Origin of the sequence: Pseudomonas sp. NFACC14, assembly GCF_900106885.1 — a bacterium.
GTDB lineage: Bacteria > Pseudomonadota > Gammaproteobacteria > Pseudomonadales > Pseudomonadaceae > Aquipseudomonas > Aquipseudomonas fluorescens_AA.
Map to the genome: position 1 here is coordinate 54,489 of NZ_FNOA01000021.1, position 15,784 is coordinate 70,272.

General features: G+C 64.5%; 11 protein-coding genes. 3 read left to right on the forward strand and 8 right to left on the reverse strand.

Features of this window, described 5'->3' with window-relative positions:
- Positions 1-57 precede the first annotated feature (57 nt).
- From BLU85_RS24155 to pvdM, 4 genes are all read right to left on the reverse strand, one after another.
- Positions 58-1,707, reverse strand: a complete 1,650-nt coding sequence (locus BLU85_RS24155; protein WP_092204197.1) for a cyclic peptide export ABC transporter — start codon at positions 1,705-1,707, stop codon at positions 58-60.
- Positions 1,708-1,983: 276 nt separating this feature from the next.
- Positions 1,984-2,859, reverse strand: coding sequence for a dihydropyoverdine dehydrogenase (locus BLU85_RS24160; protein ID WP_092204196.1), 876 nt, complete (start codon positions 2,857-2,859; stop codon positions 1,984-1,986).
- A 33-nt stretch (positions 2,860-2,892) separates the two neighbouring features.
- Positions 2,893-4,173: a pyoverdine-tailoring periplasmic protein PvdN gene (locus BLU85_RS24165; RefSeq protein ID WP_092204195.1), complete on the reverse strand. Its 1,281-nt coding sequence runs from the start codon at positions 4,171-4,173 to the stop codon at positions 2,893-2,895.
- Positions 4,170-5,540: a pyoverdine-tailoring dipeptidase-like protein PvdM gene (gene pvdM, locus BLU85_RS24170; protein ID WP_092204194.1), complete on the reverse strand. Its 1,371-nt coding sequence runs from the start codon at positions 5,538-5,540 to the stop codon at positions 4,170-4,172. The genes BLU85_RS24165 and pvdM overlap by 4 nt, the downstream gene beginning before the upstream one ends.
- 262 nt (positions 5,541-5,802) lie before the next feature.
- Here pvdM and BLU85_RS24175 point away from each other — a divergent pair, with 262 nt between their 5' ends.
- A complete protein-coding gene (locus BLU85_RS24175; RefSeq protein WP_092204193.1) occupies positions 5,803-7,419 on the forward strand; it encodes a pyoverdine maturation tyrosinase PvdP in 1,617 nt (538 codons plus the stop codon).
- A gap of 194 nt (positions 7,420-7,613) precedes the next feature.
- On the opposite strand, the gene BLU85_RS24180 is transcribed toward BLU85_RS24175, so the two are convergent.
- The 4 genes from BLU85_RS24180 to BLU85_RS24195 all read right to left on the reverse strand — a co-directional run bounded on the left by BLU85_RS24180 (position 7,614) and on the right by BLU85_RS24195 (position 13,028).
- The gene (locus tag BLU85_RS24180; protein ID WP_092204192.1) at positions 7,614-7,940 is read right to left on the reverse strand and encodes a DUF6124 family protein; all 327 of its coding nucleotides are present in this window, start codon (positions 7,938-7,940) and stop codon (positions 7,614-7,616) included.
- Positions 7,941-8,503: 563 nt separating this feature from the next.
- A complete protein-coding gene (locus tag BLU85_RS24185; protein WP_092204191.1) occupies positions 8,504-9,898 on the reverse strand; it encodes an efflux transporter outer membrane subunit in 1,395 nt (464 codons plus the stop codon).
- A 10-nt stretch (positions 9,899-9,908) separates the two neighbouring features.
- Positions 9,909-11,879, reverse strand: coding sequence for a MacB family efflux pump subunit (locus BLU85_RS24190; protein WP_092204190.1), 1,971 nt, complete (start codon positions 11,877-11,879; stop codon positions 9,909-9,911).
- The gene (locus BLU85_RS24195; RefSeq protein WP_092204189.1) at positions 11,880-13,028 is read right to left on the reverse strand and encodes an efflux RND transporter periplasmic adaptor subunit; all 1,149 of its coding nucleotides are present in this window, start codon (positions 13,026-13,028) and stop codon (positions 11,880-11,882) included.
- Between the two features lie 485 nt (positions 13,029-13,513).
- Here BLU85_RS24195 and BLU85_RS24200 point away from each other — a divergent pair, with 485 nt between their 5' ends.
- A complete protein-coding gene (locus tag BLU85_RS24200) occupies positions 13,514-13,996 on the forward strand; it encodes a sigma-70 family RNA polymerase sigma factor (RefSeq protein WP_092204188.1) in 483 nt (160 codons plus the stop codon).
- Positions 13,997-14,142: 146 nt separating this feature from the next.
- A complete protein-coding gene (locus tag BLU85_RS24205; protein ID WP_092204187.1) occupies positions 14,143-15,477 on the forward strand; it encodes a lysine N(6)-hydroxylase/L-ornithine N(5)-oxygenase family protein in 1,335 nt (444 codons plus the stop codon).
- Positions 15,478-15,784 lie beyond the last annotated feature (307 nt).

The window sequence follows — 15,784 nt, forward strand, 5'->3', positions numbered from 1 at the left end:
TCAATTCTTAATTAGGACGCACGACCCAGAAAAAACCAGAATGAGAATCGTGATTATTTACGCCGATTGCAGTTCGGTGATCACCCGGCCGGCTTCCATGCGCACCAATTGGTCGGCCACGTCGAAGTAACGGTCGTCGTGGGAAATCACGATGATGGTCTTGCCCAGGCGCTTGAGGTCCGGCAGCAGCTCGGTGTAGAAAATCCGCCGGAAGGTCGGGTCCTGGTCGGCGGCCCATTCGTCGAACACCAGCACCGGGCGTTCTTCCAGCCACGCATTGACCAGTGCCAGGCGCTTGCGCTGGCCGGTGGACAGGTCGGTGGTGGTGAAGGCGCCGTCGCGCACGCTGACCTTGTGGGCGATCTCCAGGCGTTGCAGGTATTTATTGGCGTCGTCCGGGATATGGGTGTCGCCCTGGACGATGTCGTCGAACAGGTAGTAATCGGCAAAAATCGTCGTGAACAACTGGCGATAATCGTCGCGGGTCACGGCCGTCACCACGTGGTCATTGAGGCGGATTTCCCCTTGCTGCGGCGCGTACAGGCCCAGCAGCAGCTTGATCAGCGTGGTTTTGCCGCAACCGTTTTCACCCACGATGAACACGATGTCGCCCTGGTCGATCTTCAGGTTCACCGGTCCCAGGCGGAACGGCGTGGCGCCTTCCACCGCCGGGAAACTGTAGGTCACATTGCTCAGTTCCAGGGTCTGCACCGGGGGTTTCGGCTGGCCTGGGTCGTTGAGCAACAGGTGCGGTTCAGGGGATGAAAACTGCTCCGACAATTCGGCGATGCGGCGGAAGGCGATCTGGGCGCGGCTGACGATCGGCAGGGTGCCGATCAGGTGTTCCAGCGGGCCTTTCATGTACAGCAACACCAGCACGAAACCGCTCATCACCGCCTTGTCGGCGCTCGGCCACAGCGATTGCAGGGCCAGGGCCAGGCCGATCACCACGAAGAACAGCATCGAGCCGAAGGTCTTGGCGATCACGAAAATGTTCACCGAGCGGATCTGCGTGTCGCAGATCTTGTCGGCGGTGTGTTCGATGCCCGAGACGAACATGCGTTGCCGCCGGGGGCGATGGATGCGCAGCTCCTTGGCGCCCTCGGCGATGGCGTTGTAGTGCTTCTGCAATTCGTCCTCGGAATCGCGAGCTTCCATGAAGCCCTTGATCCCACGACCGCGGGCGATGTACTGGACCACGGTGCCGATGACAATCGCCACGACCATCATCAGAAACATCGGCCACGACAGCATGGCCAGGTACCCCATGCAGCCGAGGGTGACGGTCAGGGAAATGGCCAGGGGAGCGAAGGCGAAGGCGAAATCGCTGATGGTGTCGACGTCGTGGGTCAGCACCGGGATCAGGCGATGGCTGCGGTAGCGTTCGATCTGCTGGATGGGCGCCGACAGAACTTTTTCCCCCAGCTCCTTGCGCAGCTTGGCGATGATCTTCTGGCCGACGTAGTTGGTGCCGATGTCGGAACAGATGGAGCTGACCAGGGCCAGCAGGCACAACCCGGCGAACACGCCCACCACGGTGTGGCTCAGCCCACCTTCGGCGTGCAGCACCTTGTTGATGGTCGCCAGCAGCACGGTCACGCTCAGGCCACCGACCATGCCCAGCAGGATGGCGCCGATGACAATCAGCCGGAAGGGTTTGAGCAGGGTGAACAATTCATTGATCACCCCGCGTTTTGGTTGGCTCATGGAGTTTCCCTGCTAGATGAAAAGGGCGAAGGCCATCGCGGGGCATTCACCGCATGGGCTGGAGGACGGCGGCACGCCGGGTTGGGGCGCGCCCACCTGTAGAACGATTGGTAGGGGAGGGGATTTAACACCTGATTGCCCGAGGAGCGCCGTTGTGGCGAGGGAGCTTGCTCCCGCTGGGCTGCGAAGCGGCCCCAAGCTTTTGCGGTCGCTACGCAACCGAGCGGGAGCAAGCTCCCTCGCCACAAAAAGCGGGGTCTTCAGGCGGGCAGTCGATTACATATCCCGCGCCACCCGAAAACCGATCCAGTCCCCCCGATTGCCCGGCACCAGCGCGTTGCGGTTGCCGGAGCGGGAGAACACCGGCGCCTCGCCCCAGTCGTTGCCGCGGATGCGTTTGAATTCGCACTTGCCGGTCAGCCAGGCGCTGCCGTCGCTCGGGGCGCCCACATAGTTTTCGTTGTAGCAATCGGCGGTCCATTCGTAGATGTTGCCGTGCATGTCGTACACGCCGAAGGCGTTGGGCGCGAAGCTGCCGGCCGGGGCGGTGAAGTTGTAGCCGTCGGCCGCGCCGTAGGTGTTGGCGTGCTGGGCGATGCTGTATTCCTTGCCCTCATCGAACGGGAAGGGGAACGGCCCGGTGCTGCCGCCGCGTGCCGCGTATTCGCGCAGGGACTCGCTGACCAGCCGGTATTGTTTGCCGGTTTTTTTCGACAACCACGCCACGTAGGCATTGGCCTCGTCGAAGTCCATGCACACCGCCGGGTGCCGGTCGGTGTATTGCTTGCGCGGGTCGCTGCCCTGGTAGTCCGGGATGCCGGCCTTGCACGCTCGACCGGGACGCTCATCGCCATCGGGCATGGTGTAGCCGGTGTCGCGCAGGTAGGCGAACCATTCGCCCTTGAGCACCTGGAAGCGGCTGATCGCCACGGGCTTGGCAAACGTCACCGGGTGCAGCGGGCCTTCGTCGGGTTCGCGTCCCACTTCGTCGTCCGGGGTGCCCATCTGGAAGGTGCCGGTGGGCAGCACGACCATTTCCGGGCAATCCTTGCAGTCGCGAAAGACCTGGCCCGGTTGCGATGCCTGGGCGCCGGAGGGCAGCAGGGCGGCGAGGGCCAGTGCCGGGAGTAGCTTCAGCGAAAAACTGTTCATCCATCTCTCTCGATAAGGTCAAAAAGGTTCGGCTCAGAGCGTTTTGCCCAGCAACCCCATGAAGCGATCGATCTCGGCTTCGGTGTTGAGCAGCCCCGGTGCGGTGCGGACCACCGGTCCCGCATCGCGATGCACGGCGTCGGCGATCACACGGTTCTTCATCAGGTAGGCGGCGACTTCGTCGCTGTCGCGGCCCTTGACCCGGAAGAAGGTGAAGCCGGCGGACAACTCCGGGCTCATGGGGGTGATCAGCTCGATCTGCGGCTGTGCCACCAGCTGTTTTTTCAGGTAGCTGTTGAGGGCGTGGATCCGCGCCTGCACCTCGGCCTTGCCCAGTTGCAGGTGCAGCTTGAACGCTTCGTCGGCGGCCCAGCGATGCTCGAAGGCGTGATAGCCCCCCGGGGTCATGACGGTGGAGAACGTCGTGGCTTCGGAAAAGGTCGGAATGATCGGCGTGACGTACTTGAGTTCTTCACTGCGGCTGCACACCAAGCCGGTGCCGCGTGGGCCGAACATCCACTTGTGGGTGCCGGCAATGAAAAAGTCGCAATTCATGGCAGGGAAGTCGAGGTCTTCGACGCCGAAACCGTGCACGCCGTCCACCACATAGATGATCCGTTGTTCATCGCTGCGGCCTTGGTTGTGCTTGTCCACCAGGGCGCCGATCTTGTCGATGGGCAGCTTCACGCCGCTGCCCGAGTGCACCCAGGTCATGCCCAGCACCCGGGTTTCGGGGCGGATGTTGCGGTCGATGGCCGTGAGGATCTGTTCATGGCTGGCGTCGTGGGCGTTGTCGAACAGCTTGATCTTGCGCACCCGGGTGCCGCTGCGTTGGGTGCGCAGGTCGAGAATGGTGTGGGTGGCGTAGTGTTCGTGGGCGGTGGTGAGGATTTCCTGGTCGGCCGCCACGTGGACGCCGCCGTAGATGATCGACAGGCCTTCGGTGGTGCTGCCGGTGAGGGCGATTTGCGCAGGACTCGCTTGCAGGTAGCGGCCGGCCCAGATACGGACGTTTTCCTCACGATCTTCGGTGACGCCCAAGTCCCAGTCCATCAACAGCCCCGGATTTTTATCCAGGGCGGCGCGGTGTCGGTCGATGGCTTCGCGCACCGGGCGCGGGTGGGTGGTGACGAGGAAGTTGGAGAAGTGCAGGTAGTCCGGGTCCTGGTTGAACAGCGAGCGCAATTGCGCCCATTTGTTCTTGGGCAGCGGTGCCAGTGGATCGGTGCTGGCCGTGGCGGGCAGGCTGGCGGCCAGGGGCAGGCCGGCGGCGAGGATCCCGGCCTGCTTCAGGAAGGTGCGACGTTCATTCATGGTTGGGTCGCCTTCTGGGTCGAGGCGATGGCGGGGCGGGCGGCTTTCTGCACCTGATCCCAGACCCGCAGGAAATTGCCGCCCCACAGTTTGGCGATGTCGGCTTCGGAGTAGCCGCGGGTCAGCAGTTCGGCGGTGACGTTGCGGATGTCGCCGACGTTCTCCCAGCCTTTCACGCCGCCGCCTTCGTTGAAGTCCGAGCTGATGCCGACATGGTCGATGCCGATCTTGCGCACGGTGTAGTCGATGGCGTCCCCCAGGTCCTTGAGGCTGGCCTTGGGTTCTTCTTCGAGGATGCCGTAGAGCTGGCCGGCGTATTCGCCGAATTTCTGTTCCGGCCAGGCGGCGATGATCGGGTCGCCGGGCATCAGCGCCATCGCCAGGTTGGGCAGCGGCGGCAGGTCGAAGCGTTCGCGCAGGGCGTTGAGTCTGTCCTGGGTCTTTTGCGTCAGCGGGCGCAGGTACTGGGAGAAACCGACGATCTGCACCACGCCGCCGCTGGCCTTGATCAGCTGCATTTCCTTGTCGCTGAGGTTGCGCGGTATGTCCACCATCGCCCGAGGTGCCGAATGAGAGGCCACCAGCGGCGTGCGACTCAGTTGTGCGACTTGCTCCAAGGCCAGGGTCGACATCTGCGACACGTCGATGATCACGCCCAGGTCGTTCAGGCGCGTCACCGCTTGCTTGCCGATGTCCGACAGGCCGCCCAGGGCATCGGGCGAGTCGTTGAAGAACGGCAGTGGGCGGGAGGAGTCGGCCCAGTCGTTGTTGCCGATGTAGCTGAAGCCGAACATGCGCATGCCCCGCGCCGTCCACAGGTCCAGCAGGCTCAGGTCATGGCCGAGGGGGTAGGCGTTGAGCATGCTGATGAAAATCGCGAATTTGCCTTCGCCGTGCAGGCGGCGGAAATCATCCGGGGTGTAGGCGATGGCGACATGGTTGGGGAAGTCCCGGACCAGGCCGGTGATGATCTTGTAGCGCACTTCCTGCTGGTTGCGCGCTTCCTCGACAAAACCGGCGGTGGGCTTGTGCGGCGCGTTGGGCCCGTTCCACAACTCCGGCCAGCCGAACACCGTGAGGGCCGCGCCGGACAGGTGGCCGCGGTTGGCTTTGACCAGATCGAACTGGCCACTGCCGTCCTTGTCGGCTTCATTGCCGGCGGTGCCGAAATCCAGTGGCACGGTGATGTGGCTGTCGAAGGACAGCAGGCGCTCGTGCAGTTCCCTGGCCTCTTTCATCACTTTGACCGGGTAGCCGGGGTTGTCCCGCCACCAATGGTCCCAAGCCGCTACGCCCGCACCGACGGCCAACGCCAGGGCCAGGGGCAGGCCGATGAAAAGAGCCTTTTTCGAACGAGGTGTTGTCATTGCCGATCTCAGTCAGGTTCGCCTTGGAAGGACAGGCGCGGGGGCCTTTGCTATCTGGGGAGAACGAGTGGTCGGCAGGGAAATTTAGGCGCTCTCGGGGCCGCCATCGCGAGCAAGCTCGCTCCCACAATTTGGAATGCGCTCACCTGTGGGAGCGAGCTTGCTCGCGATGAGGTCTCCACTGCCTCCCTATAAATTTGTCAGCCCACCCCTCGTTCTAGCTTGGATAAAGCCCGCTCCAGGGCTGGACACAGGTAAGGCAATGACGATTTCTCGACGATGGTTCATGGCAGGCCTGGCGCTGACCGGTGCCGCCGTGCCTGCGGTGTATTACGGGCATCGCGAACTGACCCGGCCGGACCCGACCATTACCCCCGGCGAAGCCTCGTTCGACGTGGCGGACGTGGCGGGCCAGCGCCGGGCCGATACGTTGCGGGGCATCTGGACGATCCGTTTCACCGGCCGCGACGCCGGTCTCGAAGGCTTGCCGCGGGACGATCTGCAGATCTTCCTCGATATCGGCCAGAGGGGCCGTGGCCTGGTGGGTTACCTCGACAGCGCCGAACGTCTGCGCGGTGCCGATGAGCCGCGTTATCGGGTGTTGGGCGACCTGGCCGGAACCGACCCGAAGCAACTGAGCTGGCGGCTGATGGGCGCTCGGCACGACGCGCCGGACTATGAGTTCATCATGACCCTGGACGAGGTCTGGGCCGGTTTCGGCAATGCCGGCAGCGCCACCCTCAGCGGCCGGGTGTTGCGCCTGGACCGTCCCTTGGCGTTGCCTGAGCAGGACAATCATTTCATCGCCGTCAAGCAGCGCTTTCCCGAGGCGCGGGAGCGCACGCCGCTGAGCCCGGCGCTGCTGGCGTGGCTGGTGTCGCCCGAGCATCGGTTGTTCCACCAGCTCTGGCACGCCTCGCGGGACAAATGGCACACCCTGGACGAAGACAAGCGCAACGCCCTGCGCGGCATCGGCTGGCAGCCCGGCCCACGGGACCGGGAGCGTGATGCCCGCGGGCCGCGCAAGGATCGCAATGGCTCGGGCGTGGACTTCTTTTTCATGCATCGGCACATGCTCGGCACCGCCCGATCGTTCCAGGCGCTGCCGTCGTGGCCACGCTTTCCCTTGCCGCAACCGGAGCTGGAGCGCGATCGCCTGGGGTTCGCCCGCTACCTCGATAACCACGATGGCACGTCCTTGCCGCCGACCTGGTTGGCCGACGGCGACGAGCAGTACGCCCAGTGGGTCAGCGACATCAAGACCGCCGAGACCTACCACAGCAATTTCCAGGTCTGGGAATCTCGCTACCGCGACCCGCGCTACCTGTCGAAACTGACCCTGGGCCAGTTTGGTTCGGAAGTGGAACTGGGCCTGCACGACTGGCTGCACATGCGCTGGGCCTCGGTGCCGCGCGACCCGTCCAACGGCCACCCGGTGCCGTTCGCCCGCGACCCGGCGGATTTCGCCCAGCGCTGGTACGCCCCGGAGAACGACTTTCTCGGCGATCCGTTTTCTTCCCACGTGAGCCCGGTGTTCTGGGCTTTCCACGGCTGGATCGACGACCGCCTCGAAGACTGGTTCCGCGCCCACGAGCGTTTCCACCCGGGGGAAGTGAGCCGGTTGGAGGTTAACGGCGTGCCCTGGTTCGCCCCGGGCCGCTGGGTCGAAATCGCCGACCCCTGGCTGGGCCCGGACACCCACGGTTGCAGCACCACCCCAGGGCTGCAGGCCGGACGCTCGGTGGAGATGGACCCGGAAACCATGAAACTGGCCCTGCGCATTACCTTCGGCAGCGATGACAAAAAGCTCTCCGAACTGTTCCGCCGGGTGCCGCAACGGCCGTGGTATGCGCGTAATCTCAAGAGCAAATCCGTTTAACCTTTCCTATTGGATGAACACTGTTGTGGCGAGGGGATTTATCCCCGCTGGGCTGCGCAGCAGCCCCCAGAGCCGGCACCTCGGTGTGTCAGGTGTTTTTGAGGGAGCCGGTTTTGGGGCCGCTTCGCAGCCCAGCGGGGATAAATCCCCTCACCACAATGTCACTTGGCTTGAGGGTTGTGTTGTAAGGGCTTTTAGCGCGGCGCGGCGATGTCCAGGGCGCGGTTTGCCAGCAGTTCTGCCAGCTCGATCATTTGCTGGATGCCCAGCGCAAAATGGCGCCGCGAGCCTTCCAGTTCAAAGGCCTGCTCGCTTGCCATGACGTTGACCGAAGCGAGGGTCTCGCTGAGGTTGGCCAGCAGGCATTCCATGTCCGCGCCTTCTGCCACGGTGAACAACTGGCCCGGTGGTGGGTTGGGTTTTTCGGGTTTGGGGTCGAGGTAAAAGGCGAGGGCGCGGTCGGCGGCTTCGTTGAGTTTTTTGGACTCGTCTTCGGGGGGATTGGGGGTGATCTTGAACATGGCGTAACTCCTAGTATTCATTTTCAGGAGCCGACACCATCGCTACCAAACGATTGGGTGGCGGCCGTACGCGGGTTGGTAGACCGGAGCACTAGGAACCCGGCGCGCCCGAAGACGCCCTGCGCACGGCCACCATGAAACAGACACCGAGAGAGCGTCTGCAGGAGGTGGCGCTTGCGCCTAGTTGACTCGCGGGCTACCAAACCCGATCGCTGAAATCAGCGACCCGGAAACAGTAAAAGCCACGAGCCAGGCGCACAAGCCGGCGGATTCTGGCGCAGTTGTAGGTAACGGCGCAAGGCGATGTAGCCTCGCTCGGGAGTCCTACATGGCCGGATAAACAGAACCAAAGCCGAACACCCTTTGTAGGAACGGGAATTACCTGTGGCGAGGGAGCTTGCTCCCGCTGGGCTGTTGTGTAGGAGCTGGCGAAGCCTGCGATCTTTTGATCTTTCGCTTGAGACTCAAGTGTCTGGGGAAAGATCGCAGCCTCGCTCCGCTCGTCAGCTCCTACAGGCCCAGCGGGAGCAAGCTCCCTCGCCACAGATGGATAGGTGTCGAGGCTACATCACCCGCCAACCCCCACCCAACGCCTTGTACAACGCCACGCTCGCCTGTACCCGCGCCAGCCTTAACTGCACGTTCATGTCCTGGGCGGCGTACAGCGTGCGTTGGGTTTCCAGCACGGTGAGCAGGTCTTCGGCGCCGGCCTGGTAGCGGCGCTGGGCGATGTCGAAGGCGGTCTGGGCCTGGTGCAGTTCTTCGCTTTGCCATTGCCTTTGCTGGTCGAGACCGTGGATGCCGTTGAGGGCTTTTTCGACGTCGGCGAAACCGTTGATGATGGCCGCACGATAGAGCTCCAGCAGTTCCTCCTGGCGGGCGGTGGCTTTGTCCCGTTCGGCACTCAGGCGGCCGTTGTTGAAGATCGGTGCGGCCAGGCCGGCGGTGAGGTTGTAGACGTTGTTGCGCAGCAACTGGTCGGCGATGTCGGCGCCGGTGGCCAGGCTCAGGCCCAGGGTCGCGGTGGGTAGCATGGCGGCGCGGGCCACGGTGATGTCGGCCTGGGCGGCAGCGAGGCGCGCTTCGGCGGCGGCGATGTCCGGGCGGCGGCGCAGCAGTTCGCTGGGCACGCCGGCGTCGATGGCGGGCCAGTGCAAGCGGTCGAAGCTATCGTCGTCGAGCCTGACCGATTGCACCGGCTGCCCCAGCAGCGTCGCCAGGGTGATCACGGCCTCCCGGGTCTGTTGCTGTACCTGGGGCACGCGGCGTTGCTGGGCCGCCACCAGGCTTTTTTGCTGGGACAGTTCCAGGGCCGTGGCGCTGCCGGCGTCGTAGCGGGTCTGGACCAGGTCGAGTACGCGCTGGGCGTTGTCCAGGTTCTGTTCGGCGATGCGCTGTTGTTCGCGCAGGGACAACGCCTGGGTGTAGCTGTTGGCGACGCCGCTGAGCAGGGTCAACTCCACGGTCGCCCGGTCGAACTGGCTGGCCGACAGCGTGCTCAGCGCACTGTCCCGGGCCGCCCGCTTGCCACCCCAGAAGTCCAGCTCATAGGTGGCGCTGAGGTTGGCGTCGTAGTAGTCGATGGTGCGGTTGTCCCGGTCCACGTCCAGTTGGCTGTAGCCTTTGCCGTGCAACAATTCCTGGCGATTGCCGTTGAGCCCGGCCGTGACCGCCGGCAGCAACGGCGCCCCGGCGATCACTGCGCTGGCCTGGGCCTGGCGCACCCGGGCCATGGCGGCGGCCAGGTCGTGGCTGTCCCGGCGCGCCTGTTCGATCAAGCGGTTCAATGGCGGGCTGCCGAAGTGCGTCCACCATTGCTGGTTATCCGTTTGGACGCTGGGTGTATCGAGGTGCTGCCAGGCCGGTGGCGGCTGGATGCCGCTGTCCGGTGCCGACGCCGGGGTGGCGCAGGCCGCCAGCAACAGGCTGGCGGCCAGGAGGGTCAGGTGCGCTTTCATAGGGTGGGGTTCATTCACTGGTGAGGGCCGCGACCGGGTCGAGGCGGGCGGCCTTGCGGGCGGGCATGAAGCCGAAGACGACGCCGGTGACCAGGGCGCAGCCGAAGGCGCCGAACACCGCCAGCCATTCGAAGGCCACGGCGATCTTGCCCAGCAATAAGGCGCCACCCACCAGCAGGGCCAGGCCGATACCGGCGAGCCCGCCGACCACCGAGAGCATCACCGCTTCGGTGAGGAACTGGCGCAGGATGTCGCGCTGCCGGGCGCCCGTGGCCATGCGGATACCGATCTCCCGGGTCCGTTCGCGCACGGTCATGAGCATGATGTTCATCACGCCGATGCCGCCCACCAACAGGGAAATCGCCGCAATGGCCCCGAGCATCAGCGACAGCGTGCCCTGGGTGCGGGCCTCGGCCTGGATCATCGCGGCGTTGTTGGTCAGCTCGAAATCCGGCTTGCCGTCGTGCAGGCGCAACAGGGTGCGGGAGACCGCCTGTTCGGCCTCCTTGACCTTGCCCGCGTCCCGGGCGGCGATCACCACGTATTCAGGATGGCGCGTGCCGAACAACCGCACGCTGGCGGCGGAGTAGGGCACGGCGATGCGATTGTCGGCGTCCGAATCCCCGGAGCTGGCGCCTTTTTCCGCCAGCACGCCGACCACCTGGAACGGCATGTTCTCGATCAGGATGTAGCGGCCGATGGGGTCGGCGACGTCCTTGAGCAGTTTCTGCCGGACCTTGTGGCCGATCACCGCCACCGCTGCCGCGCCGCGTTCGTCGGCGTCGCTGAAGTAACTGCCTTCGGCCACCGGCCAATTGAAGATGGCCGGGAAATTCGTGTCGTTGCCGCCAACGTAGCTGGTGTGGTCGAGGTTGCCGAAACGCACGCTGGCTTCGGCACCGTTGACCGGCATGATGCGCTGCACTTCGGGCAGGTCGGCGAGGGCGGCCAGGTCGTATTCGCTGATGATGCCCTTGGCGGCGCGTGGCGTGGGCGCGCTGCCGTTGAGGTAGATGATGTTCGAGCCGAACGCGCCCATCTGGGCCATGACCTGGCGCTTGCTGCCTTCGCCCACGGCCAGCATCACCACCACCGAGGCCACGCCGATGACAATGCCGAGCAGGGTCAGGGCGGTGCGAAAGCGATTGATCCACATCACCCGCCACGCCGCCTGTACCGCGTCCACCAGCTCGCCTTTCCAGGCGCCGTTGTGTTCGCTGCCGGCGCTCAGGCGCTGGCGCAGGTCCACGGCTTGCAGGGCCTTGGGATTGGCGTGCACTTCGTGTGACAAAGAGGGGGCGCTGTCACTGATGATCAGCCCATCGCGGATCTCGATGATGCGCTTGGCCCGGGCCGCCACTTCGCGGTCGTGGGTGATCAGGATCACCACGTGGCCCTGGCTCGCCAGTTCGTCGAGCAACGCCATGACCTCGATGCCGCTCTGGCTGTCGAGGGCGCCGGTGGGTTCGTCGGCGAGGATGATGTGGCCGCCGTTCATCAAGGCCCGGGCAATCGACACCCGCTGCTGCTGACCACCGGAGAGTTGATGGGGGCGGTTGCCGGTACGGCTGGCCAGGCCCAGGCGGTCGAGCAGGGCACCGGCCCGGGCGTGGCGCTCGGCGGCCGAGGTACCGGCATAGATGGCCGGCATCTCGACGTTTTCCTGGGCGGTGCCGGAAGGAATCAGGTGATAGCCCTGGAACACGAAGCCGAACGCTTCGCGCCGCAGCCAGGCCAACTCGTCACTGCCCAGGCCGGCGACGTCTTCGCCGGCGAAACGGTACTCACCGCTGGTGGGGCGGTCGAGGCAGCCGAGGATGTTCATCAGGGTGGATTTACCGGAGCCGGACGCCCCGACAATCGCCAGGAATTCCCCGGCGTGAATGGACAAATCGATGCCGCGCAGCACCTCCACCCGAGGGCTGTCGCCACCGCCATAGGCCTTGCGAATGTCCCGCAGTTCGATCAGGGGCGTGCTCATTCAGCCTCCGCTGCCACTGGCCGGGCCGATCAGCACCCGATCGCCTTCGCTCAGGCCGTCGAGGATCTGCGTGCGCAGCCGATCGCTGACGCCGGTGCGAACGGTGCGCGCCTGGACGTCGCCATTGTCGGCCAGCACCCGCACCTGACCGGATTCCCGCAGGGCGGCGATGGGCACGGTCAGCACGTCCTTGGCCTGGGCGGCGACGAAAAACACCTGGGCGGTCATGTCGGTCATCAGCGCGCGGTCGGCGTTGTCGACGTCCAGCAACACGGTGTAGAGCACCACCCGCTCGCTGCCGCTGCGGCCTCCGGTGGGGCTGCCGCCCTGGCTGGCCTCCAGCGGGCGCGGCGGCACGGGGAGGATCTGGCGAACGGTGCTGCTCCAGCGACGGCTGCCGCCGGCCAGGGTGGTGAAGTAGGCGGTCATGCCCGGCTTGACGTGGCCGATGTCGGCTTCCGAGACTTCGGCCCAGACCGTCATCGGCGACAGTCGGGCGATGCGCAGGATCAGCGGGGTTTGCTGCTGGGCGTTGAGGGTCTGGCCTTCCCGGGCACCGACGGCGACCACGGTGCCGCTCATTGGCGCATAGATGCGCGTGTAGCCCAGCTCGGCCTCGTCGCTGCGCAGGCTGGCCTGGGCCTGGCGGATCTGGGCCTGGAACATGTCGATGCGCGCCTGGGTCGCCCGCACTTCGGCCTGGGCGGTCTGCACGTCTTCCTCGCGGGTGGCGCCGCCGGCCTTGAGTTGCTGCTGGCGGCGGAATTTCTGTTGCGCCAGGTCGTGCTGGGCACGCTGTTCCTGAAGCTGGGCCTTGAGGTTCTCGATCGAAAAACGCCCGGCGTCGAGCCTGGCCTTTTGCGTGGACGGGTCGATTTCCACCAGCAGTTGGCCTTCGCGCACCTCATCGCCGGCCTCCACGTGAATCTTCTGGATCTGCCCGGACGCCTGGGCGCCGACGTCGACATAACGCCGCGGTTGCAAGGTGCCCAGGGCGGTGACGCTGTTTTCGATATCGCCACGGGTGACGGGGGCGGTGACCAGGGGCGCACGGCTGGGCACCACCGCTTGCCACGCGGCGAAGGCCACGGCCGGGAGCAGGGCGAAGGTGAGAAGCCAGGCGCGTCGGGTAGGGCGGGGACGTTTCATGCAGGGTTCCGGCCGGTGATATCGGGCCCGTCCCAGCAAGGGCAGGGACGGGGGGCTGTTCTGGTAAACGAGCGCTTTGGGCGGGAATTTACTGGCTTGAAACACTTGGTAGCAGGTTGGCGAATCAGCCGAAGCGACCCCGAACCCTGTGGCGAGGGAGCAAGCTCGCGCTGGGCTGTGTAGGAGCTGGCGAAGCCTGCGATCTTTTGATCTTTCGCTTGAGACTCGAGTGTCTGGGGAAGATCGCAGCCTCGCTCCGCTCGTCAGCTCCTACAGGCTCAGCGCGAGCTTGCTCCCTCGCCACAAAAGCCAGGGGCCGACACCTCGTCAACTGAACGAATCAACCCCAATACAAACCAACGCTTTAAATCTATATGAGAATTACTATAAATTACGCGATCGAAGCTGCCATTATCGTGCCATGCCCTTTTCAGGCTTGCCGGGTGGCACAGGGATAGCTGGCGCGGCCATTGCGCACGGGAGTCATGTTGGAAAACTACTATCGCGAGCTGGTGTGTTTCCTGAACGCCAGGCTAGGCAACCGCCAGGCGGCCGAGGATGTGGTGCATGACGCCTATGTGCGGGTGCTGGAGCGTGCCAGCGACACGCCCATCGAACAGCCTCGGGCGTTCCTCTACCGCACGGCGCTGAACCTGGTGATCGACGGGCATCGACGCAACGTCCTGCGCCAGGTCGAATCCCTGGATGTGCTCGACAGCGAAGAGCGCTTCTTCACGCCATCGCCCCACACCAGTCTCGACCATGGCCAGCGCCTGGACATGCTGCAGCGTGCCCTGGCCGAGCTGTCGCCGCTGTGCCGCGAGAGTTTCCTGCTGCGCAAGCTCGAGGGCCTGTCCCACCCGCAAATCGCCGAGCGCCTGGGCATTTCCCGGGCACTGGTGGAAAAGCACATCGTCAACGCCATGAAGCACTGCCGCGTTCGCGTGCGTCAGTGGGACGCGCCCTGATTCGAGCGTCGCCGGTCACCCGGCGGTAAATTTTTTTTCACTGTCCTCGTTCCTCTCAACAGACGACTTGCCGGCGCCTCCAGTGCCGGTCAGGTTCCCCAGGCTTTTCGTGCCCTGTTGAGGGGCTTTTCCAGAGGACACTGGACATGACACAGGCAATTGCATCGCCCATCGTTCACGACTTGATCGGCATAGGCTTCGGCCCTTCGAACCTGGCGCTGGCCATCGCGCTGCAGGAGCGGGGGCCGGTCCAGGGTGAACTGGACGTGCTGTTCCTCGACAAGCAGGCCGACTACCGCTGGCACGGCAACACCCTGGTGACCCAGAGCGAGTTGCAGATTTCCTTCCTCAAGGACCTGGTGACCCTGCGCAACCCCACCAGCCCGTATTCGTTCGTCAATTACCTCAAGCACCATGGCCGCCTGGTGGACTTCATCAACCTCGGCACCTTCTACCCCTGCCGCATGGAGTTCAATGACTACCTGCGCTGGGTGGCCGGGCACTTCAGCGCACAGAGCCGCTATGGCGAGGAAGTGCTGCGCATCGAACCGGTGCTGCACAACCAGCAGGTCGAGGCGCTGCGGGTGATTTCCCGTGACGGCCAGGGCGAAGAGCTGGTCCGCACCACCCGCTCGCTGGTGGTCAGCGCCGGTGGCACCGCGCGCATTCCCGAGGCGTTCAAGGCGTTCAAGGATGACGCGCGGGTGTTCCACCATTCCCGGTACCTGGAGCGCATGGCGGGTCAGCCGTGCGTGAAGGGCCAGCCGATGAAGATCGCCATCATCGGCGGTGGACAGAGCGCGGCCGAGGCCTTCATCGACCTCAACGACAGCTTCCCTTCGGTACAGGTCGACATGATCCTGCGCGGCTCGGCCCTCAAGCCGGCGGACGACAGCCCGTTCGTCAACGAAGTGTTCTCGCCGGAGTTCACCGACCTGGTGTTCCAGCAACCCCACAGCGAGCGCGAGCGCCTGGTCAATGAGTACCACAACACCAACTATTCGGTGGTGGACATCGACCTGATCGAGCGTATCTACGGGATTTTCTATCGCCAGAAAGTTTCTGGCGTCGCCCGCCATGCATTCCGCACCCTCACCACGGTGGAGAAAGCCACGGCCACCGACGCCGGCGTGGAACTGGCGGTGCGCAACAACGCCACCGGCGAGCTGACGGTACGCCGTTATGACGCCGTGGTGCTGGCCACCGGTTACGAGCGGCAGATGCACCGCACCCTGCTGGAGCCGCTGGCGCAGTACCTGGGGGATTTCGAGGTGGACCGCAACTACAAGCTGATTACCGACGAGCGCTGCAAGGCGGCGATCTACATGCAGGGCTTCTGCCAGGCCAGCCATGGCCTGAGTGATACGTTGCTGTCGATCCTGCCGGTGCGTGCCGATGAGATTGCCGGCTCGCTCTATGAGCACGGGAACAATCGCGGACAGGCTCGTCCGGTACGCGACATGCTGTTGGCCGCTGTATAGGCCCTGTAGGAGCGGGTCACATCAGCCAACGCAACCCCTGTGGGAGCGAGCTTGCTCGCGATGGCGTCAGTTCAGCCAATATTGAAGTGACTGATACTACGCCTTCGCGAGCAAGCTCGCTCCCACAGGTCATAGGTCCGCTCTCTGGTCACTCGCAGGAAATTCTTCAGAAATTTCCTACACTCACTTCACAGCCTCCTGCTGTTTGAAAGGCTTGGTTCGCTGTTCCCTCGTATTGGCAGTCTGAACCCCTCAGCCGGTCCACCCTGACTGAATGTGCAGTCTAAGGTGCGCCGGGCCGACTACG

Coding starts and splice junctions, on each gene's coding strand:
- BLU85_RS24190 (WP_092204190.1), bottom strand. CDS start 11,879: ATGAGCACGCCCCTGATCGAACTGCGGGACATTCGCAAGGCCTATGGC.
- BLU85_RS24205 (WP_092204187.1), top strand. CDS start 14,143: ATGACACAGGCAATTGCATCGCCCATCGTTCACGACTTGATCGGCATA.
- pvdM (WP_092204194.1), bottom strand. CDS start 5,540: ATGACAACACCTCGTTCGAAAAAGGCTCTTTTCATCGGCCTGCCCCTG.
- BLU85_RS24195 (WP_092204189.1), bottom strand. CDS start 13,028: ATGAAACGTCCCCGCCCTACCCGACGCGCCTGGCTTCTCACCTTCGCC.
- BLU85_RS24180 (WP_092204192.1), bottom strand. CDS start 7,940: ATGTTCAAGATCACCCCCAATCCCCCCGAAGACGAGTCCAAAAAACTC.
- BLU85_RS24160 (WP_092204196.1), bottom strand. CDS start 2,859: ATGAACAGTTTTTCGCTGAAGCTACTCCCGGCACTGGCCCTCGCCGCC.
- BLU85_RS24175 (WP_092204193.1), top strand. CDS start 5,803: ATGACGATTTCTCGACGATGGTTCATGGCAGGCCTGGCGCTGACCGGT.
- BLU85_RS24185 (WP_092204191.1), bottom strand. CDS start 9,898: ATGAAAGCGCACCTGACCCTCCTGGCCGCCAGCCTGTTGCTGGCGGCC.
- BLU85_RS24155 (WP_092204197.1), bottom strand. CDS start 1,707: ATGAGCCAACCAAAACGCGGGGTGATCAATGAATTGTTCACCCTGCTC.
- BLU85_RS24165 (WP_092204195.1), bottom strand. CDS start 4,173: ATGAATGAACGTCGCACCTTCCTGAAGCAGGCCGGGATCCTCGCCGCC.
- BLU85_RS24200 (WP_092204188.1), top strand. CDS start 13,514: ATGTTGGAAAACTACTATCGCGAGCTGGTGTGTTTCCTGAACGCCAGG.